Genomic DNA, 22,419 nt, shown 5'->3' with positions numbered 1-22,419 from the left:
CGGCGGTTACAGCCCCTTGGACGGTTTGGTTCGGAACTTGAGCCGCTTCCGCGGGGCGGTGATCGTCGCCGCCGCCGCCGCCGCGGCGGTCTTGCCGGAACGGGCGTCTAGCAAGGCCCTCACATCCTTGCAGCCGATCTCTTGGGCGCGCCCCAGAAAGGCGTTCCATGTCCCCTCCTGAAGCCCTTGCGCCAGGGCCTTCCGGTCCGGATCGCCGGTCTTGGAGGTCAGCGCCTCCTGCAGCTCGAAGAGCACGACGTGCGGGTTCGGCAGAAAGGCGAACGCCATGCGATTGGATCCGGAAGCCTTCAAGTCGATAAAGCCTAATGCGTCCAGGCGCTTGAGCCGATCCTGGAGCGTTCGCACGCCCCGCTGCCCGGTGAATCCCGCGGCGAAGGCGATCTCATCGAGGTTCTTTAACCGCACAAAGGCATTATCCCAGGTGAAGGACCAAAGAGCGACGTAGGTCTGGGAGACGGGGAAGTTCTTGGACATCTCGTCCATGGCGCGTGACAAAAGCGGCAGGGTCTTGGGGAGGGTGATAAATCCCCCATAGGCCCGGCGACGCCATTCCCGATCACCGGCGTCGGGCCACATGGAATCTCGGAGCGCCAGTTCGTTCTCGGCGATCGTCGCGGCGGTGGCCATGGTTGCGAGTCCTCAACGCTGATCGCAGCGCGCTCAGCAATTCAAGCAACATGATCGCTCTCCCGCCGAACAAAAACAACGACTTAAGCAAGGAAAGAAAACTGACCAGTTCGCCTGTCCGACAAACTGAAGCGTCCGAGTCTGACACGATCATGTCAGATGGGCGAGTGAAATCGCATGCCCATGCGGCGGCTTACGGGAAAAGGCAAGCTTTTCCATAAGTTGCGGGGAAGCCGTCAGTCCTCACGTCCTCGCCGGTACTCGGCTGTCCTGAATGGTCCTCGACGGTGCTCACGGGGGTTAGGGAAGGGGGTGCGCACTTGCCCCCGGTGCGGATCGTCCCTAATCTATCCCTGACGACGGATGATTTCCAAGGAGACGGCCCTGTCCTCTTTGCGCCAAGCACTGTTGACCGTGCCCGAGGCTGCCTTTGTCGCGGGTGTGCCCGATCGCTTCATTCAGGGCGAGATAGACCACCACATTCTGGAGCCTGCGCTTCGAGACGGTCGGAGGACCGTGCGCGGAGTGGATCTGCTCTACCTCAACGCCGTGAGCCGATATCACGCTCAGATGGGTCTGGAGTTTCGGCGCGATGTCTGTCGCGCCATCCGCTACTCGGTTGAACACAAACAGCCAGAAGCCCGGCTCTCTCCCTTCTGCGTCTCGATCGCCGAGATCCAGGCGACCGTGACCAAGGCTCTGGCGGCGTTGGATCGCATGAAGCGAGATCATACAGAGAGCCGACCCGAGGTTTTAGGCGGGGAACCCGTTCTCAAAGGAACGCGCCTATCCCTGCGGTTTATCGCGGACCTCGCGGCCCAGGGCACGACGACCGAAGAGCTGATGGATGATTTCGATCTCACAAAGCAGCAGGTCGAAGCCGCCGTCATACTCGCACGCATCAACGCGCGCCGGGGACGACCCGCCGCCCGTCGCTAATGGCCTCTCGGAGGCTTCTAGCGTTCAGCAGTGCATCAAGGAACGCCGCCGCTTCCTTGACGAAGGGTATCCTCGAGCGGTCCCCAAGGCGGAGTCACCGAGCGCGATATGCACAGCGGGCAGCAATACGTCCTTCTGCTGGGCCACGAAGTTGAGGGCGGGTCGCGCGTCGGCTTTCCGCCGCGCCCCCAATATCCGCTCTTGGCGCATCTGCGCCGTTTGGAGCGTATCCTGACGTGGGGGCGTCGATCGTGGGAGGTGGCCATGAGCCAGCCCGATCTCTTTCGTTTACCCCGCAAGCCCTGGAACGCTGGTCGAATGACCGGAGCCAAGGCCCCGCTCAAGCCAAAGCACATCTGGGCAATCCGCCAGCATCTCAAGTCCGTCGGATCGATCCGAGATCTGGCGATGTTCAACATCGCATTGGACGCCAAACTGCGGGGCTGTGACTTGGTCAAGCTCCGGCTCGGCGACATTGCTCAGGGCGGCGTCATTCGGCAACGATCGACGATCGTGCAGCAAAAGACCGGTAGGCCGGTGCCGTTCGAGATCACGGAAGCCGCGAGGGAAGCTTTGGCTCACTGGCTGGAGCGCCGAGGGCGACGGCGCGACGACTGGCTGTTTCCCAGCCGCAGCCGAGATGGACAGCACATAGGCACGCGGCAGTACGCTCGGCTGGTAGATGCCTGGGTGAGGATGATCGACCTCAACCCAAGCGCCTATGGCACCCACAGCCTTCGACGTACGAAGGTGGCCTTGATCTACAAGAAGACCGGAAACCTACGCGCCTGCCAACTATTGCTCGGCCACGGAAAGCTAGAGAGCACCGTCCGATATCTCGGCATCGAAGTGGACGACGCGCTGCAGATTTCTGAGCAGATCGACCTTTGAGCCGGCTTGGGGCAGCCCGCCGGAAAGCGGACTGCCCCAATGTCTCCGAGGGGTGGCAAGCGGACCTTAGGAAAAGACGCTGAGTTCGTGATCCTCAGGGAAGCGACCCCGGCGGCTAATTACCGACAAGCTGGAGAGCGCGGCGGTCCGAAGTCGTGCCCACGGCTCGCTGAGTTGCAGTGTTTCCAGGCTTGGAAGCGGCTTCGGAACGTCGTCGGCGACATTGTCCCACACTGAATTGAAGGCGTGGATTGCGGCGACCTCATCGATGGAAAAGACAGGGCCAGTGATCCCTTGGAGCGATTGAGGGTTCACGAAATCCTTCCACTGCTCGATTACCTCAGCTGCAACGTGGGCAATCGGCACGTTGGCTTGATACGCCAGCTGCTCCTCATAGGAAGACGAGAGTTCCAACACCTCAATGATCCTATTGCGTATACGCTGGGCGAGCAGCGTGGGGGTCACTTGTTCGGTCATTCCTACATTATAGCCCACGACTTGATTGGGTCCGCTATGGGTCGGGAACCGTCATGGGCTGTCAGCTGGAAATACGACTTTCGATCAGACTGAATGTCGTGTTTGCGGCAGCCGGTGAATGACCGCTCATGGCGCGAAACAGACTTTTCCCTCCCCCGTAAAAATGCGTTTTTTCGCGCATCCGTTTGCATCGAACGGGCGCGCCATTGCGACAGAGCTGGGGTGGCTTTCCTCCCTTCGCCTCAGCGCGTTTTTCTCCACCTAAGAAGTGGTCGGGCGAGGCGGGGGGAAAAGTGCGGCGCGCGCCGTCAAATGCGGCCGAACAGATCAACCTTCAAAGCGAAGCAGTTCTGACGCATCAAGCTCTAGCGCTACGGCAAGGCGCCCTAGCGCACGCACAGTTGGGTTACGAACCCCGCGCTCGAGATCGCTAAGATAGCTGCGTTTCATGCCGGCACGGAACGCCACCTCTTCCTGCGACAGGCCGAGTTTAGCGCGTCTCTCGCGCACATTACGCCCAAGGAGTTGGACCACATCCATAGGCGGACATGGCCGCAAAGGTGCGTGCGAGGCTGTCCCCTAGACGTGTCATTCCTGTTGGAGGTATCGCTGGCCACGATTTCCACTGGAGTTTTCGATGCCCATCAAAGCCACTGCCCCTCACCAGCCCCTATCCGAGGACCTTCAGGACGATCAGTGCTACCTGGATCGGATCGAGCAGGACGCTTTACGCACGATGATAGCGATGCGCGTGGCTCGGCAATTCGCTGGATCACATAAGGGACCAGAGACCGACGTCCTGGTCATAGAAGCTCTCCTCTCCACCTGGTGGCGGGCCTGGGCTGATCGCGAAGATATGGCGCAGCGCCCGTTCGCTGTATTAATCTCCGACGCGGCGGTTGCTGCGATCGCGGGACTGTCCGCAGAAGCCTACGCTTCAAGCTTCGGCCGGCTGACCGCCAGCGGCGCCATTCAAGTTGGCAATCCTCCGCACACAGGACGGCCGAAGTCGGCGACGTTCTACAAACTGGACGCTCTCTTCGCGCCGATCCTTCCGGGCCTCGAACCCATGCTGCTCCGCTCGTTTAGAGAGCATCACAAAGCTGACCTCGTCGAAGTCGCCGCCTTCGCGGTCGAATCCATTAGTGAAGATCTCGAGGGCGTCGTCGAGGCGAACTGCGCACCTTTAAAAACGCCTGGCTTCACAGCGGACTGGGCCGCATTTCTCGACCAGCATCCGATCAATGATCTCGGCGGATGGTGGGAGCGCGACCCTGAGGCGGTCTACGCCTGGTTCGGTCAAGCCCTTGCCTTCCAGGATCGCCTGAGCGTCCTGCAAGGTCGCTCGATGAACGGCCAGAAGTTCGCCTGCAGCGCGGCGCGTGAACGCGGAACCTGCAGCAACACCAAGATCATCGCCGCCAAGACCGTCGAAGCGCGGGTTCTGGCCGGCATCCGCGCCAAGCTGCTCACGCCACAGGCCATGGCTGACGCCGTCGAGAGCCTGCGGCAAGCCAACGACGCCCGCCGGCAGGCGACGCTGTCGGCGCGGGCTCCGATGGAGAAGGAACTCGCGTCCATCGAACGTCAGATCGAACGCGCTCAACTGATGTGTATGGAAGGCGCGATGGAGATCGAAGACCTCAAGACGCGCAGCCTTCCACTGAAGGCGCGCCGCAGCGAGCTTCAGGCCTTGCTGGCCGAGGTCGACGAACCCAGCGTGGTCACGCTGCATCCCTCAGCCGCGAGCGCCTACGGCCAACTCGCCGGACGCTTGCACGAAGCCTTAGACGGTGATGACGGCGAAGAGGTCCGCACAGAGATCCGCAAGCTGATCGACCACGTCGATTTCTATCCGTTGGAAGGCCTGGGCAAGTTCGACCTGCAGGTGCATGGCAGCCTGGCCGTGTTGCTACGTCTGAGTGAAGCCCAGACAGCAAAAAGCCCCGCCGTTTCGGGCGGGGCTTCTGGGGGCCTCACAAGGTGTGAGGTTGATCTGGGTGCGGGAGTAGGATTTGAACCTACGACCTTCAGGTTATGAGCCTGACGAGCTACCGGGCTGCTCCATCCCGCGGCAAACGGTAGTGTCGTGAGGAAGAACGTTTCGAGAAGACCGCTGAGAGCGGTGATTTGTTTTTCATCATCGGCTGTCCGCCTTGTAGACCCGGCGGCGACCTACTCTCCCGCGCCTTGAGACGAAGTACCATTGGCTCTGGAGGGCTTAACGACCGAGTTCGGAATGGGATCGGGTGGGGAACCTCCGACATAGCCACCAGGTCAACAAGGCGGACAGCGGATGATGAGAAGACATTGTCTGAGATTGCTTCGGTCAAGGAGCAATCATCGAATGAGTTTTGCTGAGAAACGATCAAACCGATCGGATTATTAGTACCAGTAAGCTTCATGGGTCGCCCCACTTCCACACCTGGCCTATCAACGTGGTAGTCTTCCACGATCCTCAGCGAAGCCTTGTTTTGAGGTTAGTTTCCCGCTTAGATGCTTTCAGCGGTTATCTATTCCATACTTAGCTACCCTGCTGCACAGCTGGCGCCATGACAGGTACACCAGAGGTATGTCCATCCCGGTCCTCTCGTACTAGGGACAGATCCTCTCAAGCTTCGAACACCCACGGCAGATAGGGACCAAACTGTCTCACGACGTTCTGAACCCAGCTCACGTACCACTTTAAATGGCGAACAGCCATACCCTTGGGACCTGCTCCAGCCCCAGGATGTGATGAGCCGACATCGAGGTGCCAAACTTTGCCGTCGATATGGACTCTTGGGCAAAATCAGCCTGTTATCCCTAGAGTACCTTTTATCCGTTGAGCGATGGCCCTTCCACTCGGGACCACCGGATCACTATGGCCGACTTTCGTCTCTGCTCGACTTGTCAGTCTCGCAGTCAGGCGAGCTTATGCCATTGCACTCGACGAGCGATTTCCGACCGCTCTGAGCTCACCATCGCGCGCCTCCGTTACACTTTAGGAGGCGACCGCCCCAGTCAAACTACCCACCACGCCATGTCCCGGGACCGGATAACGGCCCTCGGTTAGACGTCAACGACAGTAAGGGTGGTATTTCAAGGACGACTCCACCAGAGCTGGCGCCCCGGTTTCATAGTCTCCCACCTATCCTACACATACGGTCGCTAACGCCAAGGCGAAGCTATAGTAAAGGTTCATAGGGTCTTTCCGTCTGACCGCGGGAACCCCGCATCTTCACGGGGAATTCAATTTCACTGAGCCTATGCTGGAGACAGTGGGGAAGTCGTTACGCCATTCGTGCAGGTCGGAACTTACCCGACAAGGAATTTCGCTACCTTAGGACCGTTATAGTTACGGCCGCCGTTTACCTGGGCTTCAGTTCGACGCTTTCACATCTCCCTTTAACCTTCAGGCACCGGGCAGGCGTCAGACCCTATACGTCGCATTGCTGCTTCGCAGAGCCCTGTGTTTTTGCTAAACAGTCGCTACCCCCTGGCTTGTGCCACTCAGTCCTGGTTGCCCAGGGTGAGTCACGCTTATTCCGAAGTTACGCGTGCAATTTGCCGAGTTCCTTCAGCATAGTTCTCTCAAACGCCTTGGTATGCTCTACCTGACCACCTGTGTCGGTTTCGGGTACGGTCTCTGCTGGAGTTATTTCCTGGGACAACGCCCCCGCACACACAATCCAATAAGTGGGTACGAGTTAAGCCATCCGTCACTTCCAGCTGGTGCAGGAATATTTACCTGCTTCCCATCGACTACGCTTTTCAGCCTCGCCTTAGGGGCCGACTAACCCTGCGCAGATTAGCTTTACGCAGGAACCCTTGGTCTTTCGGCGAGAGTGTCTCTCACACTCTTATCGTTACTCATGTCAGCATTCTCACTTCCGATACCTCCAGCCAGGCTCACGCCTGACCTTCACCGGCCTACGGAACGCTCCGCTACCGCTTGCAGTAAACTGCAAACCCATATCTTCGGCGCACGGCTTGAGCCCCGTTACATTTTCCGCGCAGGATCGCTTGATCAGTGAGCTGTTACGCTTTCTTTAAAGGATGGCTGCTTCTAAGCCAACCTCCTGATTGTCAAAGCAATCCCACATCGTTTCCCACTTAGCCGTGACTTGGGGGCCTTAGATGATGGTTAGGGTTGTTTCCCTTTTCACGACGGACGTTAGCACCCGCCGTGTGTCTGCCCGATAGTTCTCTTGGGTATTCGGAGTTTGGTTAGTATTGGTACCGCTCGCGCAGCCCGCAACCATCCAGTGCTCTACCCCCCAAGGAATTCGTCGGACGCTCTACCTAAATAGATTTCGCGGAGAACCAGCTATGTCCAGGTTTGATTGGCCTTTCACCCCTATCCACAAGTCATCCCAGAATTTTTCAACATTCACGGGTTCGGTCCTCCAGTTGGTGTTACCCAACCTTCAACCTGCTCATGGATAGATCACCTGGTTTCGGGTCGTCATACGTCGAACTTAGCGCCCTATTCAGACTCGCTTTCGCTGCGCCTACACCTAACGGCTTAAGCTTGCTCGACACATGAAGTCGCTGACCCATTATACAAAAGGTACGCCGTCACCCCGCTTGGGGGCTCCGACTGCTTGTAGGCTTCCGATTTCAGGATCTGTTTCACTCCCCTTGTCGGGGTGCTTTTCACCTTTCCCTCACGGTACTTGTTCACTATCGGTCGTAGAGGAGTACTTAGGCTTGGAGGGTGGTCCCCCCATGTTCAGACAGGATTTCACGTGTCCCGCCCTACTCGAGTCTCTTGCTGTTTGATGACTACGGGGCTTTCACCCACTATGGCCGACCTTTCCAGATCGTTCGTCTTTATTTCACAAGAGCACTGGCCTGGTCCCGGTTCGCTCGCCACTACTACGGGAGTCTCGGTTGATGTCCTTTCCTCCGGGTACTGAGATGTTTCAGTTCCCCGGGTTCGCTTAATGAAGCCTATGTATTCAGCTCATTATACCTTTAAACAATCCGCCAATCGCCGCCCTGGCCCCCACCACAAGGATGAAGCTCAGAACGAAGTTGGAAGACTGTAAAGGTGGGTTTCCCCATTCGGAAATAACCGGATCAAAGGGTGCTAGCGCCTCCCCGGTTCTTATCGCAGCTTGCCACGTCCTTCATCGCCTCTCTACGCCAAGGCATCCGTCAGAAGCCCTTCAACGTTTGATCGTTTCTCAGCAAAACTCATGCTTGGTTTATTCCGCCCGACTGGAAAGTTGCCGGGGGACCAAGCCTGATTTTTGTCAGACAATGTCTTCTTCTCGAACAAGACCTTCAAGCTCAGGGGAGCCGGTCACGTTCTTCCTTCACGATTTCAATGCACGCCGGCCTTACGGCCAACGGCAAACTCGAATGCGATCACAAGCTCCTGGTGGAGCCAGACGGAGTCGAACCGACGACATCCTGCTTGCAAAGCAGGCGCTCTACCAACTGAGCTATGGCCCCGTTCCATCAGGAACAGTGCGAAGCCCAGGAGAGCTGTCGGCGATGCCGTCTTGAGGCTGAGAACCCCCAGCGAACCAGAAGTCCTGGTAGGCCCGGGCAGACTCGAACTGCCGACCTTACGCTTATCAGGCGTACGCTCTAACCACCTGAGCTACGGGCCTATGGCAGCGACAGCCGGGCTAAAAACCCAGGCTCGCGATCGCGTCACCAATACATCAACCCGTATGGTCGATGCGTCGATGACGAAAGTGGAAAGAGAAACGGAGACGGCGGCGTCCCGCAGTTTATTGGAGCCTCAATAGACAGCCTCGTGAGAGACGGCCTGGAGAAGCATCCTTAGAAAGGAGGTGATCCAGCCGCAGGTTCCCCTACGGCTACCTTGTTACGACTTCACCCCAGTCGCTGACCCTACCGTGGTCGCCTGCCCCCTTGCGGTCAGCGCAGCGCCTTCGGGTAGAACCAACTCCCATGGTGTGACGGGCGGTGTGTACAAGGCCCGGGAACGTATTCACCGCGGCATGCTGATCCGCGATTACTAGCGATTCCAACTTCATGCCCTCGAGTTGCAGAGGACAATCCGAACTGAGACGACTTTTAAGGATTAACCCTCTGTAGTCGCCATTGTAGCACGTGTGTAGCCCACCCTGTAAGGGCCATGAGGACTTGACGTCATCCCCACCTTCCTCCGGCTTAGCACCGGCAGTCCCATTAGAGTTCCCAACTAAATGATGGCAACTAATGGCGAGGGTTGCGCTCGTTGCGGGACTTAACCCAACATCTCACGACACGAGCTGACGACAGCCATGCAGCACCTGTGTCCTAGTCCCCGAAGGGAAAGCCAGATCTCTCTGGCGGTCCAGGCATGTCAAAAGGTGGTAAGGTTCTGCGCGTTGCTTCGAATTAAACCACATGCTCCACCGCTTGTGCGGGCCCCCGTCAATTCCTTTGAGTTTTAATCTTGCGACCGTACTCCCCAGGCGGATTGCTTAATGCGTTAGCTGCGTCACCGAAATGCATGCATCCCGACAACTAGCAATCATCGTTTACGGCGTGGACTACCAGGGTATCTAATCCTGTTTGCTCCCCACGCTTTCGAGCCTCAGCGTCAGTAATGAGCCAGTATGTCGCCTTCGCCACTGGTGTTCTTCCGAATATCTACGAATTTCACCTCTACACTCGGAGTTCCACATACCTCTCTCACACTCAAGACACCCAGTATCAAAGGCAATTCCGAGGTTGAGCCCCGGGATTTCACCCCTGACTTAAATGTCCGCCTACGCTCCCTTTACGCCCAGTAATTCCGAGCAACGCTAGCCCCCTTCGTATTACCGCGGCTGCTGGCACGAAGTTAGCCGGGGCTTCTTCTCCGGGTACCGTCATTATCGTCCCCGGTGAAAGAATTTTACAATCCTAAGACCTTCATCATTCACGCGGCATGGCTGCGTCAGGCTTTCGCCCATTGCGCAAGATTCCCCACTGCTGCCTCCCGTAGGAGTTTGGGCCGTGTCTCAGTCCCAATGTGGCTGATCATCCTCTCAGACCAGCTACTGATCGTCGCCTTGGTGAGCCTTTACCTCACCAACTAGCTAATCAGACGCGGGCCGCTCTAAAGGCGATAAATCTTTCCCCCGAAGGGCACATTCGGTATTAGCACAAGTTTCCCTGAGTTATTCCGAACCTAAAGGCACGTTCCCACGTGTTACTCACCCGTCCGCCACTAACTCCGAAGAGTTCGTTCGACTTGCATGTGTTAGGCCTGCCGCCAGCGTTCGCTCTGAGCCAGGATCAAACTCTCAGGTTGAGTTGACTTCTGACCTAAGCTTGAAGACCACCGAAGTGATCTTGGCATTAGTTCTACGTATTTTATTGACGAGTTCCCACGTCATCGATCCGAAGACCGACGCATGGTATCTTTTCAAAAAGACCGCAGATAGTCAGTGTCGTATGATAGCCTCTAGGACTATCGCTAGAACACCGCCGCCTGCGTTTCTCTTTCCATATCAACAATGTCAAAGACCTAAACCGCATCAGCGGCCCGACTTGTTTAGCGCCTCGTCGTCGGCGGAGGCGGCGATTTAGAGAACCGCGAACCTCGTGTCAACCGCTCTTTTCAGAGATTTTGCAGAACCAAGACCGAAGCCTCAAAACCACAAAAAATCACCGGAGGAAAACCAAGAGGCCTTCCTCTTAACCGTTCGGCGATTCGATTGAAGCGCGGAACCTATTGAAACCAACCCAGGAAAGCAAGAAGTTTCTCAACTCTTTCTTCCCCTCAAAACCCTCGAAACCGAAGCTCCGAAGCCCTCAGGGCCGGCCCGTTTCCGAGCGAGGCGGTCCTATACGGGGGAGACTTTTAGGCCGCAACCAGATTCTGAACCTTTGTGAAAGATTCTCGAAAACCGCCGATGGATGACCTGCGGCGGCCGGGCTCCTAGGCCGGATTACAGCCCGCCCAGACGGGGATATGCGATATTCAGTTGGAAGACGGGCCGTCGCAGATCGTTAGGCCTGCGAAATGCGGGGTCGCTACTGCCAAGGGTATTCAGCCCTGACCCGGACTCTGGCGCGTCGTATCGGCGGGAAGGACTGCACGAAGAGCGCGAAGACGACACACCCCAGCAGGATCAACAGATAATAGGGATGGTCGTCGAGATCGCTGACGAAGGCGGCCACCATCGTAAAGATGAAGGGCATGCCGGGGATCGTCGTCAGCAATCCATCCCTGAACCTCTCGCGTCGCGTCCTGCGTGAGCGATGGCCGCCGACGCCGGTCGCAAGAGCCAGGGACATGAAGGCGAAGATCATCATGCCAGCGAGGGCGATCACGACGATCAGCAGGATATCCGGCAGCGACATCGCACACCCCCAGCGGCATCTGCGGAAATCCTAGCCGTGTCGTCGGAAATTGCCAACGCAAGATCCACCCAAGCGTCGGACAGGGCGATACATCCACCGTACCCGCGCGCGGGACCCAAACCGTTCAAGGACCGGAGGTCGTCGCCGACGCGCGTTTCGACCGCCGCAGAGCGACCTGTCCAACGCTGAGTGTCTTGGGAGGAAATGGTGGACGCGACAGGGATTGAACCTGTGACCCCCTCGATGTCAACGAGGTGCTCTCCCGCTGAGCTACGCATCCGCCGTAGGGCTCCGAAAAATCACTCCGGAGCGGGAAGAGCGGTCGTATAGCGGCACGCCCGGACGGCATCAAGCCGATTTCACGGCGAGAATGCGATTTTTGGCCGAACGCCGTTAAGCCCGCCGTTCAGCCGCCTAATCCCCACGTCAGGCGGCGACCATCCTCTCGACCTCATTGACCAGGTCGCGCAGGTGAACCGGCTTGGACAGGACCTTGGCCTGGGGCGAGGCCTGGGCGGCGGTCAAGGCGACGGCGGCGAAGCCGGTAATGAACATGATGCGCAGGCCCGGTTGGCGGGCGGCGGCGACGCGGGCCACCTCGATCCCGTCGGCGCCAGGCATGACGATGTCGGTCAGCAGCAGATCGTAGGGGCCGTGTTCAAGCGCGTCGATGGCGTCGTCGCCATTCTCGCAGTCGATCACCTGATGCCCGGCCCGCTCCAGCGCCCGGGTCAGGAAACCGCGAAGCGAACTGTCGTCTTCGGCCAAAAGTATGCGCGCCATTCGAGAAGTGCCTGTTCTAATCCGTGCCGCAGCCTAGGCCGCCAAGCGTAAACCGGCGATGAAATTCCGGGCTCTACCGCCTTCCTTCCACAACGAAACGCGCTATGCGGGGACCTATGAGTACGGACGGGGCCAGTTTCGCGATCAGCCTGCCGCCCCAGGGGGCGCCGGAGACGGCCCTGATCTTCGCCTCCCCCCACTCGGGCCAGACCTATCCCGAGGACATGGGCGCCGTCGCCGGCCTGGCTCGATCCAGTCTGAAGAGCGCCGAAGACGCCCTGGTCGGAAACCTGGTCCAGGCCGGCCCCCAGAATGGCGCGCCCTTGATCGAGGCGCAGATCGGCCGGGCCTATCTGGATCTGAACCGCGACCCCGAAGAACTGGATCCCGACCTGATCGACGAGGTCGAGGGACCGGTCGGGGCCAAGACCCGGGCCGGGTATGGTCTGATCCCGCGGCTGACCGGCGACGGTCTGCCGCTTTACGACCGCCGCCTGTCGCGGGCGGAGGCCGAGGCGCGGATTCGCACGGCCCACACCCCCTATCATGACGCCCTCGCGGAGCTGATGGCCCGAACGCACGACCGCTGCGGCCGGGCGGTGCTGATCGACTGGCATTCAATGCCGTCGCGGGCGGTGGGCGCCGAGGTGGTGCTGGGCGATCGGCATGGGACGTCGTGCCGGACGCGGCTGACGCGCCGGCTGCGTGATCTGTTCGAGGGACTGGGCTGGCGGGTGGCGCTGAACCATCCCTATGCCGGCGGCTGGTCCACCCAGGTCTGGGGCCGTCCAGAGGACGGCTATGAGGCGATCCAGATCGAACTGAGCCGCAGCCTCTATCTGAACGAAACGAACCAGACGCCGAACGCCGCCCACGGCGCGACGGCCAAGGCCCTGAACCGCGTCATCGCCGCCCTGTGCGCCGAAGCCTGGGCTGACTGATCAACGACAAGTCAAAAAAAAGCCGCGCCCGGAGGCGCGGCATATAAAGTCTATAGGGAGGAAACGCCCAGGAAGGGCAAGACGCCCGGAGGCGTCGAAGATCAATCTAGGTTGCGATGCACAATCGGTCAAGCGCCGACAGCGGTTTTGGGGTCACGGGTTGTTACGCAATTGCGGCGCCTTCCGCCGCAATTCGCCGCTTTGGCGACGTCGCGGACCGTCCGACCCTACCGCAAACGCAAAATAACCGTCATTCACCCAACAGGCGACGCGCCGTGCGGATCGCGCGAGCGGCCGGAGAGGCCTCCTGGCGATAGATCAACAGGCCGAAGGACGAGGCCACGCCCAGGGCCAGCCACAGCGGCCCGAACAGCCAGGCGGCCGCCGCCAGGGCGAAATAATAGCCGCGCACCCCCTGGCTGAACGAACTCAGCGCCGGGTTCAGCAGTTCGGCCGCGGCCTCGCCGAAGGCCTTGCGGTCGGTCTTGTGATGCAGTTCGGGGGCCGAGCCGATCAGGGCCAGGGTGTAGTTCATCTGACGCAGGGCCCAGATGAAATCCAGAAAGCCGCGCGCCAGGCAGATCAACACCAGGGCCAGCTTGGCCTCCAGGATCTTGATCGGCACATTGTCCGCCCCGACGGCGGCGAACCCTTCCAGCTTGCTCTCGCCGCCGAACAATATGCCGCCCACCGCCGCGATCAGCAGCAGATTGGTCGAGGCGAAGAAGGAGGCCGAGTTGATCGAATGGCCCATCAGCTGGCTGTCGACCAGCCGGATCTCGCGGTGGGTCATCGACGACATCCACACCCGGCGGACATGGGCCATGTCTGCGTTCAGCGAACCGCCGTGGCGGCCAATGATCTTCAGGATCGGCGCATAGCCGAGCCAGCAGATAAAGAAGAGCGCCAGCGCGGCCCAATCAACCCAGGTCATGGCGCGAAATGAACCCAGTCCGGGGCGGGGCGCAAGGGCGTCGACTCACGTCGTGCTTGCCCCGACCGCGCGCGCGTCCTATCACCCATCGCCCAATATTCGCAGTCGCAGCAAAAGACCCGCCATGAACCTCGACGCCATTCCGGTCGGCCCGAACGCCCCCTGGGACATCAACGTCATCATCGAGATCCCCCAAGGGGGCCTGCCGGTGAAGTATGAGATGGACAAGGCCTCGGGCGCCCTGTTCGTCGACCGCTTCCTGCACACCGCCATGTACTATCCCGGCAACTACGGCTTCATCCCGCACACCCTGTCGGATGACGGCGATCCCTGCGACGTCATCGTGCTGAACCCGACGCCGGTCGTGCCGGGCTGCGTCATCCGCTCGCGCCCCATCGGCGTGCTGAAGATGGTGGACGAGGCCGGCGGCGACGAGAAGATCCTGGCCGTGCCGGTCGACAAGCTGAACCCCTATTACACCGAGATCGCCAGCTATCGTCAGCTGCCGGCCATCCTGATCGAGCAGATCGAACACTTCTTCACCCGCTACAAGGATCTGGAAAAGGGCAAGTCGGTCACGGTCAAGGGCTGGGGCGACGCCGGCGAGGCCGCCGAGTTGATCGAGATCGGCATGAAGGCCCATCAGGACAAGCTGGCCGCCAAGAAGGCCTGATCCAAGGCGACATCGCCGACCCCATCAAGGCGTCCTCCGGTCCGGGGACGCCTTTTTGCTGGGCGGGATGTCAGGGGCGTGCGGCGACGGCGGACAGGTCGGTCGAGGCATCGAGCGGAATCCCGGCCGCCTTGCGTTCCGAATACCGGTCCACCAGCTGGGCGGCGTGCGGGCGGGTCAGCATCGCGAACCGGACCAGCTCCTCCATCACATCGACGATACGGTCGTAATAGGCCGACGGCTTCATCCGGTCGGCGTCGTCAAACTCCATGAAGGCCTTGGCGACGCTGGACTGATTGGGGATGGTGATCATCCGCATCCACCGCCCCAGCAGACGCAGGGTATTCACCGCGTTGAAGCTCTGCGAGCCGCCCGACACCTGCATCACCGCCAGGGTGCGGCCCTGGGTCGGGCGCATTCCGCCCATGTTCAGCGGCAGGTGGTCGATCTGAAGCTTCATGATCCCCGAGATCTGGCCATGCCGCTCCGGGCTGCACCAGACCATGGCTTCGGACCACAGGGCGTGTTCGCGCAGCTCGTGGACGGCGGGGTGGTCGTCGCCGGCGACCTGATCGGTCAGGGGCAGGTCGGAGGGGTCGAAGATGCGGGTCTCGCACCCCATCCGCCGCAGCAGCCGCGCCGCCTCCTCCACGCACAGCCGCGAAAACGACCGTTCGCGCAGAGAGCCGTACAGCAGCAGGACGCGCGGCGCCGGCTCATCCGGCCCCAACCCCGTCGCCGGCGCTGCTTTAAAATGGGCCGGGTCTAGCGCCGGCAGATGGTCGGGGTCGGGCAGGAGGCGGAGCCGGCTCATCCGGCCACCCGGCGCCCGTCGGCGTCGACCACCACCTCGCCGTCCTCCTTGACGAAGGGCTTCAGCCCCTCTTCGGGCAGCAGATCCAGCACCGCCTCGGACGGCCGGCACAGTTTCACGCCGCGCGGCGACACCACGATGGGCCGGTTCATCAGGATCGGATGCGCCTCGATCGCATCCAGCAACTGATCGTCCGACAGGCCGGGCTCGCCCAGGCCCAGTTCGGCATAGGGCGTGCCCTTCTCGCGCAGGATGTCGCGCACCGATCCGCCCATCCGCTCGACCATCTGCGCCACCAGCGCCCGGCTGGGCGGGGTCTTCAGATAGTCGATCACATGGGGCTCGATCCCGACATGGCGGATCAGGGCCAGGGTGTTGCGAGACGTACCGCAGGCGGGATTATGATAGATGACGACGTCCATGGGGGCCTCAGTCGCAGCAGGGGGCCAGTTCGGCCAGCAGGGGTTGGCAAAGTTCGGCGCGGCCCTGGCAACAGTCCTTCAGCAGGAACAGCACCAGTTCGCGCAGCCGATCCAGGTCGGCGCGATAGACGATCGACCGGCTGTGTCTTTGTGACCGGATCAGCCCCGCCCGCGACAGTACGCCCAGATGGGCCGACATCGTATTGGCCGGCACCGCCAGCCGATCCGCCACCGCCCCGGCCGCCAGACCGTCCGGCTCGCTCCGAACCAGCAGCCGAAAGGCGTCCAGCCGCGTGGACTGGGCCAGGGCCGCAAGCGCGAGGATGGCGGGTTCGGATTCCATTATTCCAAGATACTGGAAATATAACCCGGCGCAAGCTACAGGATCGCCGCGGACGCCGGTCCGCGCCGCCGGACCCGCCCTCATGATCGTCGCCCTTCTGATCTTCGCCGTCACCATCGTCCTGGTGCTGTGGCAGCCCAGAGGATTGCAGATCGGCTGGAGCGCCCTGGGCGGGGCGGCGGCGGCCCTGCTGCTGGGGGTGGTCGCCCTGAACGACATCCCCGTGGTCTGGGGCATCGTCTGGAATGCGACGGCGGCCTTCGTCGCCATCATCGTCATCAGCCTACTGCTGGACGAGGCCGGCTTCTTCGAATGGGCCGCCCTTCATGTCGGTCGCTGGGGCGGCGGACATGGACGGCGGCTGTTCGTGCTTGTGGTCCTGCTGGGCGCGGCCGTCTCGGCCCTGTTCGCCAATGACGGGGCCGCCCTGATCCTGACGCCCATCGTCATCGCCATGCTGCTGGCGCTCGGCTACGGGCCGAAGGCGACCCTGGCCTTCGTCATGGCGGCGGGCTTCATCGCCGACACGGCCAGCCTGCCGCTGGTGGTGTCCAACCTGGTCAATATCGTCTCGGCCGACTTCTTCGACATCGGCTTTGATCGCTATGCGGCGGTCATGGTCCCGGTGAACCTAGCCGCCGTCGCCGCCACCTTGGTCGTCCTGTTCGCGGTCTTCGGCCGCGACATCCCCAGGGCCTATGAGGTCGAGCGCCTGGCGGCCCCGCACACCGCGATCAAGGACCGCGCCACCTTCATCGCCGGCTGGGTCGTGCTGGCCCTGCTGTTGGTCGGCTTCTTCGTGCTGGAGCCCCGGGGCGTCCCCGTCTCCGCCATCGCCGCCGCCGGCGCCGTCGTGCTGCTGGTCGTCGCCGGGCGCGGTTCCAAGATCAGCACCACCAAGGTCCTGCGCGAGGCGCCGTGGCAGGTCGTGATCTTCTCGCTGGGCATGTATCTGGTGGTCTATGGACTGGGGAACGCCGGCCTGACGCGCCATCTGGCCCAACTGATGAACGGGTTCGCCCAAGGCGGAGTCTGGGGCGCGACCTTCGGAACCGGTTTCCTGACCGCCGTCCTGTCGTCCATCGCCAACAACCTGCCCACGGTCCTGATCGCGGCCCTGTCCATCGACGCCTCGTCGGCGACCGGCCCGGTGCGGGAGGCCATGATCTACGCCAATGTCATCGGCAGCGACCTGGGTCCCAAGATGACCCCCATCGGCTCCCTGGCCACCCTGTTATGGCTGCACGTCCTGGCCCGAAAGGGCGTCCGCATCGGCTGGGTCTACTACATCAAGATCGGGCTGATCCTGACCCTCCCCGTCCTCGCCGTCACCCTGACCGCCCTGGCTTTGCGGCTGACGGTCTAGGTCACACCAGCAGCAGTCGCCGCCCGGCCACCCGTCCTTCTCCTCCCCCTTCGGGGGAGGCGGCGCGGCGCTCCTTCAGCGCCGTGACGGAGGGGGTGCGTCCGCGAGGCCGGTGCCTGTGCGCTGTTGAATCTCGGGCTTCTGAGATCAGAAGGGCCTGCGTCCAGGGCCCCGCAGGCCAAGACCTCCTCGCCGGGGAAGTCGTTGCGGACGCCGTGTAATCGCGACATCCATACGAGCGTCTCCCTCATCCCGGCGTCATCGCCAATCACGAAACGGAATGACTTCTCACGCGGCTGCCTCGCACGCTCTCGACAAGCAGAAGGTGAACGCCGCTCCACCTAAGTCGCTACACGTGACGTCAAGAGATCCCCCGTGGCGTTCGACAATGGTTCGCGTAACGGATAGGCCGAGCCCCATCCCAGACGTCTTCGTTGTCATGAGCGGTCTGAAGATCGTCTCGATCTGATCAGGCGCCACGCCGGGACCATTGTCAGTGACGCTGAGCTCAAAGATCGTGTCGGAGATCGCTCTCCCCACCAGCCGGATTTTGCCATCGGGCCGTCCAGTCAAGGCTTCGGCGGCGTTCCGCACCAAGTTGATCACCGCCTGCTGGAACTGGATACGTTCAGCGCGGACGTGATCATTGGCCTCATCGATGATGATCTCCATAGCGACGCCGGCGTCACTCTGAATTAAGGAGAGGATCCCATTCAGATCGCCCACCATTTCTGAGACACGCTCGACCTGAAGGTCGCGACTGTCATGGGAAAGCAATTCCCGCATGCGGCGTATGATCGATCCTGCGCGCAAGAGCTGCGCCTTCGCAAGATCGAGAGTTTGGCTCGCGCTTGCGCTGATGGGGTCGGCTCTCTGAAGGACACGTTGGCTAGCGTGGATGTAAGTGGTGGCGGCCCCTAACGGCTGGTTCAGCTCGTGCGAGAGAGTCGCCGCCATCTCTCCGAGGGAGTTCAAACGCCAAACCTGGTTGAGCTGAGATTTAAGCTCCCTAGACCGCGCCTCTGCACGCTCAATATTCCGGGCCTGCGCCCTGCGAGCGGAGATATCTCTGATGTTGGCGTGTATTCGAGGCCCTCCGGATTCATGAGACACAGACATCCAAAGTTCGATGTCGAGATCAGAGCCGTCTCGCCGCTTTGCCGGCAGTTCAATTCGCCGCCCCAGGCGCGCCGCCCCACTCTCCTGCCACCGCAGCATTCCCTGCCGATGCGCTTTCTGCTGCTCCGGAGGAACGATGATCGTCACATTAGCGCCGAGGGCCTCCTCTGCGGGGAAGCCAAACAGGCGTTCTGCGCCCACCGACCAACCCACAATCCGGCCTGCGACGTCGCAATCAATGAGGGCGTCTGCAGAAGCGGCCAACGCCTGACGCATCGCTGCGGTGCGGTGACGTTCGGTGAGTTCGGCTTCGCACGCTTCCGCCAGGAGTTTCAATCTGGAGACCAGACGTGGGTCATAGGTTCTCGGTCGGGGATCAAGCACGCTGAGCGTGCCCATGGTTTGGCCGTTTACCGTCAACGGAACCCCGGCGTAGAACCGAATGTAGGGCTCCCCCGTCACGTAACGACTATTGCGAAACTGCGGGTCCGCCAACGCATCGGGCACCCACGACACGCTTGCTGGGTTCAACACCGCGTGGCTGCAAAAACTATCGGCGGGAGCTATGAAATCACTGTCGAACCCAGCCCCGCCCACGACATAGATGCATGAGCGTTCGACGAGGCTTATCAAGCCCACGGCGGATTCGGAGATGTTGGCGGCTAGCGCGGCAAGAACCTGCAGGCTTGGATCACGCTGGCCTGGGACGAGCCCGAGGGACTGAAGCATCGCCAGACGCTGGCTCTCCGCTGTCAAACTCTCCGCCTCCATCAGGTGATCGTGGCACAGGTGAAGCCTGTTTGCACAGCCCGTCGGCGGCCTGAACGTATGCTCTGCGGCGAGGCCCCAGGTTCCAGAGTTGGCGCATACGCGACATTGGTGAAGAGCCTCAGGCTGCCGCCAATCCCCAGCTCCGCGTCGGACGCTCGAGATCACAGCCCTTTCCCATCTCAATTCCGCAACCAAACCCCCGCCTTTTCAACGCCCTGCCCCCAAAACCGTGCCATCATGCCCGCACAGTCTTTGACAACCGAACCGCTCGGGCCGGCGCGCCCCGTCGCCCCACCCCGAAGATTGTACGAAAATAGACTCCATTTTTTGCAGTGGATTGAGTCTATTCCCGCCCCGGAACGGCCCGTCGGCCCCGCCCCCTCCCGCTCGGCTTCCCGACCCCCTATCTCCATCCCATGACTGACCTCTCTCCCCGCGAAATCGTCTCCGAACTGGATCGCTATATCGTCGGCCAGGACGACGCCAAGCGCGCTGTGGCCGTGGCCCTGCGCAACCGCTGGCGTCGCAAGCGCGTGCCCGAGGATCTGCGTGACGAGGTGACGCCCAAGAACATCCTGATGATCGGCCCCACCGGCGTCGGCAAGACCGAGATCGCCCGGCGGCTGGCGCGGCTGGCCGGTTCGCCCTTCCTCAAGGTCGAGGCTACCAAGTTCACCGAGGTCGGCTATGTCGGCCGCGACGTCGATCAGATCATGCGCGACCTGGTCGAGAGCGCCCTGGTCATGGTGCGCGACCGCCGCCGCGGCGAGGTCCGCGCGCGGGCCGAGGGCGCGGCCGAGGACCGGATCCTGGACGCCCTGGTCGGCCCCGGCACCGGGCCGGCGACGCGCGACAGCTTCCGCAAGAAGCTGCGGGCCGGCGAGCTGGACGACAAGGAGATCGAGATCGCCCTGGCCGACACCGCCTCGCCGATCCAGGGGCTGGACATCCCCGGCGGCGGGACCGTGGGCCTGCTGAACCTGTCGGAGATGCTGGGCAAGATGGGCGGCGGCCGGACCAAGATGGTCAAGCTGACCGTCCGCGACGCCACCGCCCCCCTGATCGCCGAGGAGGGCGACAAGCTGCTGGATCAGGACAGCCTGACCAAGGAGGCCCTGATCCTGGCCGAGAACGAGGGCATCGTCTTCCTGGACGAAATCGACAAGGTGGCGGCCCGCCAGGGCGCGTCCGGCGCCGACGTGTCGCGCGAGGGGGTGCAGCGCGACCTGCTGCCCCTGATCGAGGGTACCACCGTCTCGACCAAATACGGGCCGGTGAAGACGGACCATGTGCTGTTCATCGCCTCGGGCGCCTTCCATGTGGCCAAGCCGTCGGACCTGCTGCCCGAGTTGCAGGGCCGGCTGCCGATCCGGGTCGAGCTGAAGGCCCTGACGCGGGACGACTTCAAGCGGATCCTGACCGAGCCCGAGGCCAATCTGATCCGTCAGAACCAGGCCCTGCTGGCGACCGAGGACGTCATCCTGACCTTCACCGAGGACGCGATCGAGGCCCTGGCCGATGCGGCGGTGGCGGCCAACTCCGCCGTCGAGAACATCGGGGCGCGGCGGCTTCAGACCGTGCTGGAGCGGGTGCTGGAGGAGACCAGCTTCAAGGCCTCGGACCTGGCGGGCCAGACCGTGGCCTTCGACGGGGCGGCGGTGCGCGACAAGCTGAGCCTGCTGACCAAGGACGTCGACCTGAGCCGGTTCATTCTCTAGAGACTGCCTCGCTTTCCCGGCGGTTCCGGCGGCGCATCAGCCGGTCGGCGACCGCCTCGGCGTGGCGCTGGGTGAAGGCCAGGGCGGCGGGGTTGCCGCGCTTGGCGCCGATGCTGTCGGCGACCTTGGCGCCCCGCTCGCCGATGGGCTGGGACTTGCCGGTGGTGGTGTCTATCGCGGTCTGATGCTCGATCTCGGCGTTCAGCTCGGCGCCCATCAGGATCACCTGGACCGACAGCCAGGTCCAAAGCAGAAAGCCCATCATGGCCGCCAGCGGGCCATAGGAGTCGGTGCGGACGAAGTTGGTCAGGTACCAGCTGAAGACGAAGGAGACCGTCAGACTGACCACCGCCGCGAAGATGGCCCCCGGCGTCAGCCAGCGCCAGCGCGCCTTCTGCCGGCACGGTCCGAACCGGTAGATCAGGGTCAGGGCGGCGACATAGCCGACCAGCAGCAGGGGCCAGCGGAACAGGGCCATCAGGCCCCACTCCTCCTCCAGGCCGAACAGTCGCACGACCACCGGCACGCCGACCACCAGCAGCGAGCTCACCAGCACGGCCGCTATGGCCCCCAGGGTGAAGCCCATGCACAGCAGGTTGTAGCGGACGATGTTGCGGCGCTCGACCTCGTGATAGGCGATGTTCAGCCCGTAGAAGAGCACCTTGACCGCCCCATTGGCCGTCCACAGCGACAGGGCCAGGGTCCAGATCAGGGTGAAGGTCAGCTGGCCGTTCGAGTTCGCGGCCAGCCGCTCCATCTCGCCGCCCAGGAAGGCGGCGATGCTGCTGGGCATGACGCCGTACAGGAACTGCAGCCGGCTCCAGGCGTCGGCCGGATCGGCGAACAGGCCGTACAGGGTCACGAACGTCCCCAGCAGCGGGAACAGGGACAGCAGGGTGAAGAAGGTCACGCCCCCGGCCACGAAGCCGACCCGGTCGCCGAAGTAGGAGGCGCCGGTTCTCCAGAGAATGTCGGTCCAGCCCTTGTGCGGGATGTGTTCGGGCCGGGCGGCGAGGCGGCCGCGACCCGGCTCCTTCGTTTCGTAGTCCTCGGGCTCGGGCGGTTTGGGCGGCAGGGGTTCGGGGCGCGGGGGCCGCAGCTCCAGCCCGACCTTGTGGCCCTGGGTGTAGAGCAGATGGGCCGCGCCGGCGCCGGCGCTCAGCCCGCCCAGGGCCGCCGCGACGAACTTCCACAGCGGGCGGCGGGGCGGAGGCGTGGAAGACTTGAACCTGGACATCAGCAGGCGAACGGCGCAGCGGCTGCGACGTTCCCGACCGCCCGA

18 protein-coding genes, 4 tRNA genes and 3 rRNA genes are annotated in these 22,419 nt (G+C 62.0%); 6 read left to right on the top strand and 19 right to left on the bottom strand.

Annotation, left to right across the window (positions count from 1 at the left end):
* Positions 1-6: 6 nt before the first annotated feature.
* A complete protein-coding gene (locus tag ACW170_RS05990) occupies positions 7-648 on the bottom strand; it encodes a hypothetical protein (protein ID WP_492088746.1) in 642 nt (213 codons plus the stop codon).
* 363 nt (positions 649-1,011) lie between these two features.
* Between ACW170_RS05990 and ACW170_RS05985 the strand changes: the two genes are divergently transcribed.
* Positions 1,012-1,587, top strand: a complete 576-nt coding sequence (locus ACW170_RS05985; protein WP_492088745.1) for a DUF433 domain-containing protein — start codon at positions 1,012-1,014, stop codon at positions 1,585-1,587.
* A gap of 264 nt (positions 1,588-1,851) precedes the next feature.
* Complete coding sequence (locus tag ACW170_RS05980; RefSeq protein WP_492088744.1) at positions 1,852-2,478, top strand: tyrosine-type recombinase/integrase; 627 nt, start codon at positions 1,852-1,854, stop codon at positions 2,476-2,478.
* 66 nt (positions 2,479-2,544) lie between these two features.
* Here ACW170_RS05980 and ACW170_RS05975 read toward each other — a convergent pair whose 3' ends face one another.
* The 12 genes from ACW170_RS05975 to cpdR form a co-directional block, all read right to left on the bottom strand.
* Complete coding sequence (locus ACW170_RS05975; RefSeq protein ID WP_492088743.1) at positions 2,545-2,955, bottom strand: hypothetical protein; 411 nt, start codon at positions 2,953-2,955, stop codon at positions 2,545-2,547.
* Between the two features lie 327 nt (positions 2,956-3,282).
* On the bottom strand, positions 3,283-3,495 hold the full coding sequence (locus tag ACW170_RS05970; RefSeq protein ID WP_492088742.1) for a helix-turn-helix domain-containing protein: 213 nt from the start codon (positions 3,493-3,495) through the stop codon (positions 3,283-3,285).
* Between the two features lie 646 nt (positions 3,496-4,141).
* Positions 4,142-4,690, bottom strand: coding sequence for a hypothetical protein (locus tag ACW170_RS05965; RefSeq protein WP_492088741.1), 549 nt, complete (start codon positions 4,688-4,690; stop codon positions 4,142-4,144).
* 262 nt (positions 4,691-4,952) lie between these two features.
* Positions 4,953-5,029, bottom strand: a tRNA-Met gene (locus ACW170_RS05960).
* 88 nt (positions 5,030-5,117) lie between these two features.
* Positions 5,118-5,232 (bottom strand): 5S ribosomal RNA (gene rrf, locus ACW170_RS05955).
* A gap of 87 nt (positions 5,233-5,319) precedes the next feature.
* Positions 5,320-8,121: ribosomal RNA gene (locus ACW170_RS05950) — 23S ribosomal RNA — on the bottom strand.
* A gap of 200 nt (positions 8,122-8,321) precedes the next feature.
* Positions 8,322-8,397: transfer RNA gene (locus tag ACW170_RS05945), tRNA-Ala, on the bottom strand.
* 84 nt (positions 8,398-8,481) lie between these two features.
* Positions 8,482-8,558: transfer RNA gene (locus ACW170_RS05940), tRNA-Ile, on the bottom strand.
* A 179-nt stretch (positions 8,559-8,737) separates the two neighbouring features.
* A 16S ribosomal RNA gene (locus ACW170_RS05935) occupies positions 8,738-10,198 on the bottom strand.
* Together the 16S, 23S and 5S rRNA genes with 3 tRNA genes alongside form the textbook arrangement of a ribosomal RNA operon.
* A 725-nt stretch (positions 10,199-10,923) precedes the next feature.
* The gene (locus ACW170_RS05930) at positions 10,924-11,253 is read right to left on the bottom strand and encodes a hypothetical protein (RefSeq protein ID WP_492088740.1); all 330 of its coding nucleotides are present in this window, start codon (positions 11,251-11,253) and stop codon (positions 10,924-10,926) included.
* A gap of 205 nt (positions 11,254-11,458) precedes the next feature.
* A tRNA-Val gene (locus ACW170_RS05925) sits at positions 11,459-11,533 on the bottom strand.
* A gap of 146 nt (positions 11,534-11,679) precedes the next feature.
* On the bottom strand, positions 11,680-12,036 hold the full coding sequence (gene cpdR / locus ACW170_RS05920; RefSeq protein WP_054764657.1) for a cell cycle two-component system response regulator CpdR: 357 nt from the start codon (positions 12,034-12,036) through the stop codon (positions 11,680-11,682).
* 116 nt (positions 12,037-12,152) lie between these two features.
* Here cpdR and ACW170_RS05915 point away from each other — a divergent pair, with 116 nt between their 5' ends.
* A complete protein-coding gene (locus ACW170_RS05915) occupies positions 12,153-12,977 on the top strand; it encodes an N-formylglutamate amidohydrolase (protein ID WP_492088739.1) in 825 nt (274 codons plus the stop codon).
* A 250-nt stretch (positions 12,978-13,227) separates the two neighbouring features.
* Here ACW170_RS05915 and ACW170_RS05910 read toward each other — a convergent pair whose 3' ends face one another.
* The gene (locus ACW170_RS05910) at positions 13,228-13,911 is read right to left on the bottom strand and encodes a DUF599 domain-containing protein (RefSeq protein WP_492088738.1); all 684 of its coding nucleotides are present in this window, start codon (positions 13,909-13,911) and stop codon (positions 13,228-13,230) included.
* A 124-nt stretch (positions 13,912-14,035) separates the two neighbouring features.
* Here ACW170_RS05910 and ppa point away from each other — a divergent pair, with 124 nt between their 5' ends.
* Complete coding sequence (ppa, locus tag ACW170_RS05905) at positions 14,036-14,584, top strand: inorganic diphosphatase (RefSeq protein ID WP_492088737.1); 549 nt, start codon at positions 14,036-14,038, stop codon at positions 14,582-14,584.
* A gap of 70 nt (positions 14,585-14,654) precedes the next feature.
* Here the strand turns inward: ppa and arsH are convergent, their stop codons facing one another.
* The 3 genes from arsH to ACW170_RS05890 are packed head-to-tail and all read right to left on the bottom strand — an operon-like array spanning position 14,655 to position 16,163.
* Entirely contained in the window at positions 14,655-15,398 is a 744-nt protein-coding gene (arsH, locus tag ACW170_RS05900; RefSeq protein WP_492088736.1) for an arsenical resistance protein ArsH, read from the bottom strand.
* On the bottom strand, positions 15,395-15,820 hold the full coding sequence (gene arsC / locus ACW170_RS05895) for an arsenate reductase (glutaredoxin) (protein WP_492088735.1): 426 nt from the start codon (positions 15,818-15,820) through the stop codon (positions 15,395-15,397). The genes arsH and arsC overlap by 4 nt, the downstream gene beginning before the upstream one ends.
* Positions 15,821-15,827: 7 nt before the next feature.
* Positions 15,828-16,163 carry an ArsR/SmtB family transcription factor gene (locus ACW170_RS05890; RefSeq protein ID WP_492088734.1) on the bottom strand — a complete coding sequence of 112 codons (336 nt, stop codon included), beginning with the start codon at positions 16,161-16,163 and terminating at the stop codon, positions 15,828-15,830.
* A gap of 82 nt (positions 16,164-16,245) precedes the next feature.
* Here ACW170_RS05890 and ACW170_RS05885 point away from each other — a divergent pair, with 82 nt between their 5' ends.
* The gene (locus ACW170_RS05885) at positions 16,246-17,529 is read left to right on the top strand and encodes an arsenic transporter (protein ID WP_492088733.1); all 1,284 of its coding nucleotides are present in this window, start codon (positions 16,246-16,248) and stop codon (positions 17,527-17,529) included.
* A gap of 288 nt (positions 17,530-17,817) precedes the next feature.
* On the opposite strand, the gene ACW170_RS05880 is transcribed toward ACW170_RS05885, so the two are convergent.
* Positions 17,818-19,419 carry an ATP-binding protein gene (locus ACW170_RS05880; protein WP_492088732.1) on the bottom strand — a complete coding sequence of 534 codons (1,602 nt, stop codon included), beginning with the start codon at positions 19,417-19,419 and terminating at the stop codon, positions 17,818-17,820.
* A gap of 416 nt (positions 19,420-19,835) precedes the next feature.
* Between ACW170_RS05880 and hslU the strand changes: the two genes are divergently transcribed.
* On the top strand, positions 19,836-21,137 hold the full coding sequence (gene hslU / locus ACW170_RS05875; protein ID WP_492088731.1) for an ATP-dependent protease ATPase subunit HslU: 1,302 nt from the start codon (positions 19,836-19,838) through the stop codon (positions 21,135-21,137).
* On the opposite strand, the gene ACW170_RS05870 is transcribed toward hslU, so the two are convergent.
* Positions 21,127-22,374 (bottom strand): YihY/virulence factor BrkB family protein, encoded by a 1,248-nt coding sequence (locus tag ACW170_RS05870; RefSeq protein WP_492088730.1) that lies wholly within the window; start codon positions 22,372-22,374, stop codon positions 21,127-21,129. The genes hslU and ACW170_RS05870 overlap by 11 nt on opposite strands.
* Between the last annotated feature and the right edge of the window lie 45 nt (positions 22,375-22,419).

This window comes from Brevundimonas sp. FV2ps16, assembly GCF_058681075.1.
The sequence above is the reverse complement of the archived record's forward strand: the minus strand, read 5'-3'. Positions and strand labels throughout refer to the sequence as shown.

What these genes read in the sequence shown, in the direction of transcription:
- ACW170_RS05990 (WP_492088746.1), bottom strand. Translation starts at nt 648, where the DNA reads ATGGCCACCGCCGCGACGATCGCCGAGAACGAACTGGCGCTCCGAGAT.
- ACW170_RS05985 (WP_492088745.1), top strand. Translation starts at nt 1,012, where the DNA reads ATGATTTCCAAGGAGACGGCCCTGTCCTCTTTGCGCCAAGCACTGTTG.
- ACW170_RS05980 (WP_492088744.1), top strand. Translation starts at nt 1,852, where the DNA reads ATGAGCCAGCCCGATCTCTTTCGTTTACCCCGCAAGCCCTGGAACGCT.
- ACW170_RS05975 (WP_492088743.1), bottom strand. Translation starts at nt 2,955, where the DNA reads ATGACCGAACAAGTGACCCCCACGCTGCTCGCCCAGCGTATACGCAAT.
- ACW170_RS05970 (WP_492088742.1), bottom strand. Translation starts at nt 3,495, where the DNA reads ATGGATGTGGTCCAACTCCTTGGGCGTAATGTGCGCGAGAGACGCGCT.
- ACW170_RS05965 (WP_492088741.1), bottom strand. Translation starts at nt 4,690, where the DNA reads ATGCAGCGTGACCACGCTGGGTTCGTCGACCTCGGCCAGCAAGGCCTG.
- ACW170_RS05930 (WP_492088740.1), bottom strand. Translation starts at nt 11,253, where the DNA reads ATGTCGCTGCCGGATATCCTGCTGATCGTCGTGATCGCCCTCGCTGGC.
- cpdR (WP_054764657.1), bottom strand. Translation starts at nt 12,036, where the DNA reads ATGGCGCGCATACTTTTGGCCGAAGACGACAGTTCGCTTCGCGGTTTC.
- ACW170_RS05915 (WP_492088739.1), top strand. Translation starts at nt 12,153, where the DNA reads ATGAGTACGGACGGGGCCAGTTTCGCGATCAGCCTGCCGCCCCAGGGG.
- ACW170_RS05910 (WP_492088738.1), bottom strand. Translation starts at nt 13,911, where the DNA reads ATGACCTGGGTTGATTGGGCCGCGCTGGCGCTCTTCTTTATCTGCTGG.
- ppa (WP_492088737.1), top strand. Translation starts at nt 14,036, where the DNA reads ATGAACCTCGACGCCATTCCGGTCGGCCCGAACGCCCCCTGGGACATC.
- arsH (WP_492088736.1), bottom strand. Translation starts at nt 15,398, where the DNA reads ATGAGCCGGCTCCGCCTCCTGCCCGACCCCGACCATCTGCCGGCGCTA.
- arsC (WP_492088735.1), bottom strand. Translation starts at nt 15,820, where the DNA reads ATGGACGTCGTCATCTATCATAATCCCGCCTGCGGTACGTCTCGCAAC.
- ACW170_RS05890 (WP_492088734.1), bottom strand. Translation starts at nt 16,163, where the DNA reads ATGGAATCCGAACCCGCCATCCTCGCGCTTGCGGCCCTGGCCCAGTCC.
- ACW170_RS05885 (WP_492088733.1), top strand. Translation starts at nt 16,246, where the DNA reads ATGATCGTCGCCCTTCTGATCTTCGCCGTCACCATCGTCCTGGTGCTG.
- ACW170_RS05880 (WP_492088732.1), bottom strand. Translation starts at nt 19,419, where the DNA reads ATGGAGGCGGAGAGTTTGACAGCGGAGAGCCAGCGTCTGGCGATGCTT.
- hslU (WP_492088731.1), top strand. Translation starts at nt 19,836, where the DNA reads ATGACTGACCTCTCTCCCCGCGAAATCGTCTCCGAACTGGATCGCTAT.
- ACW170_RS05870 (WP_492088730.1), bottom strand. Translation starts at nt 22,374, where the DNA reads ATGTCCAGGTTCAAGTCTTCCACGCCTCCGCCCCGCCGCCCGCTGTGG.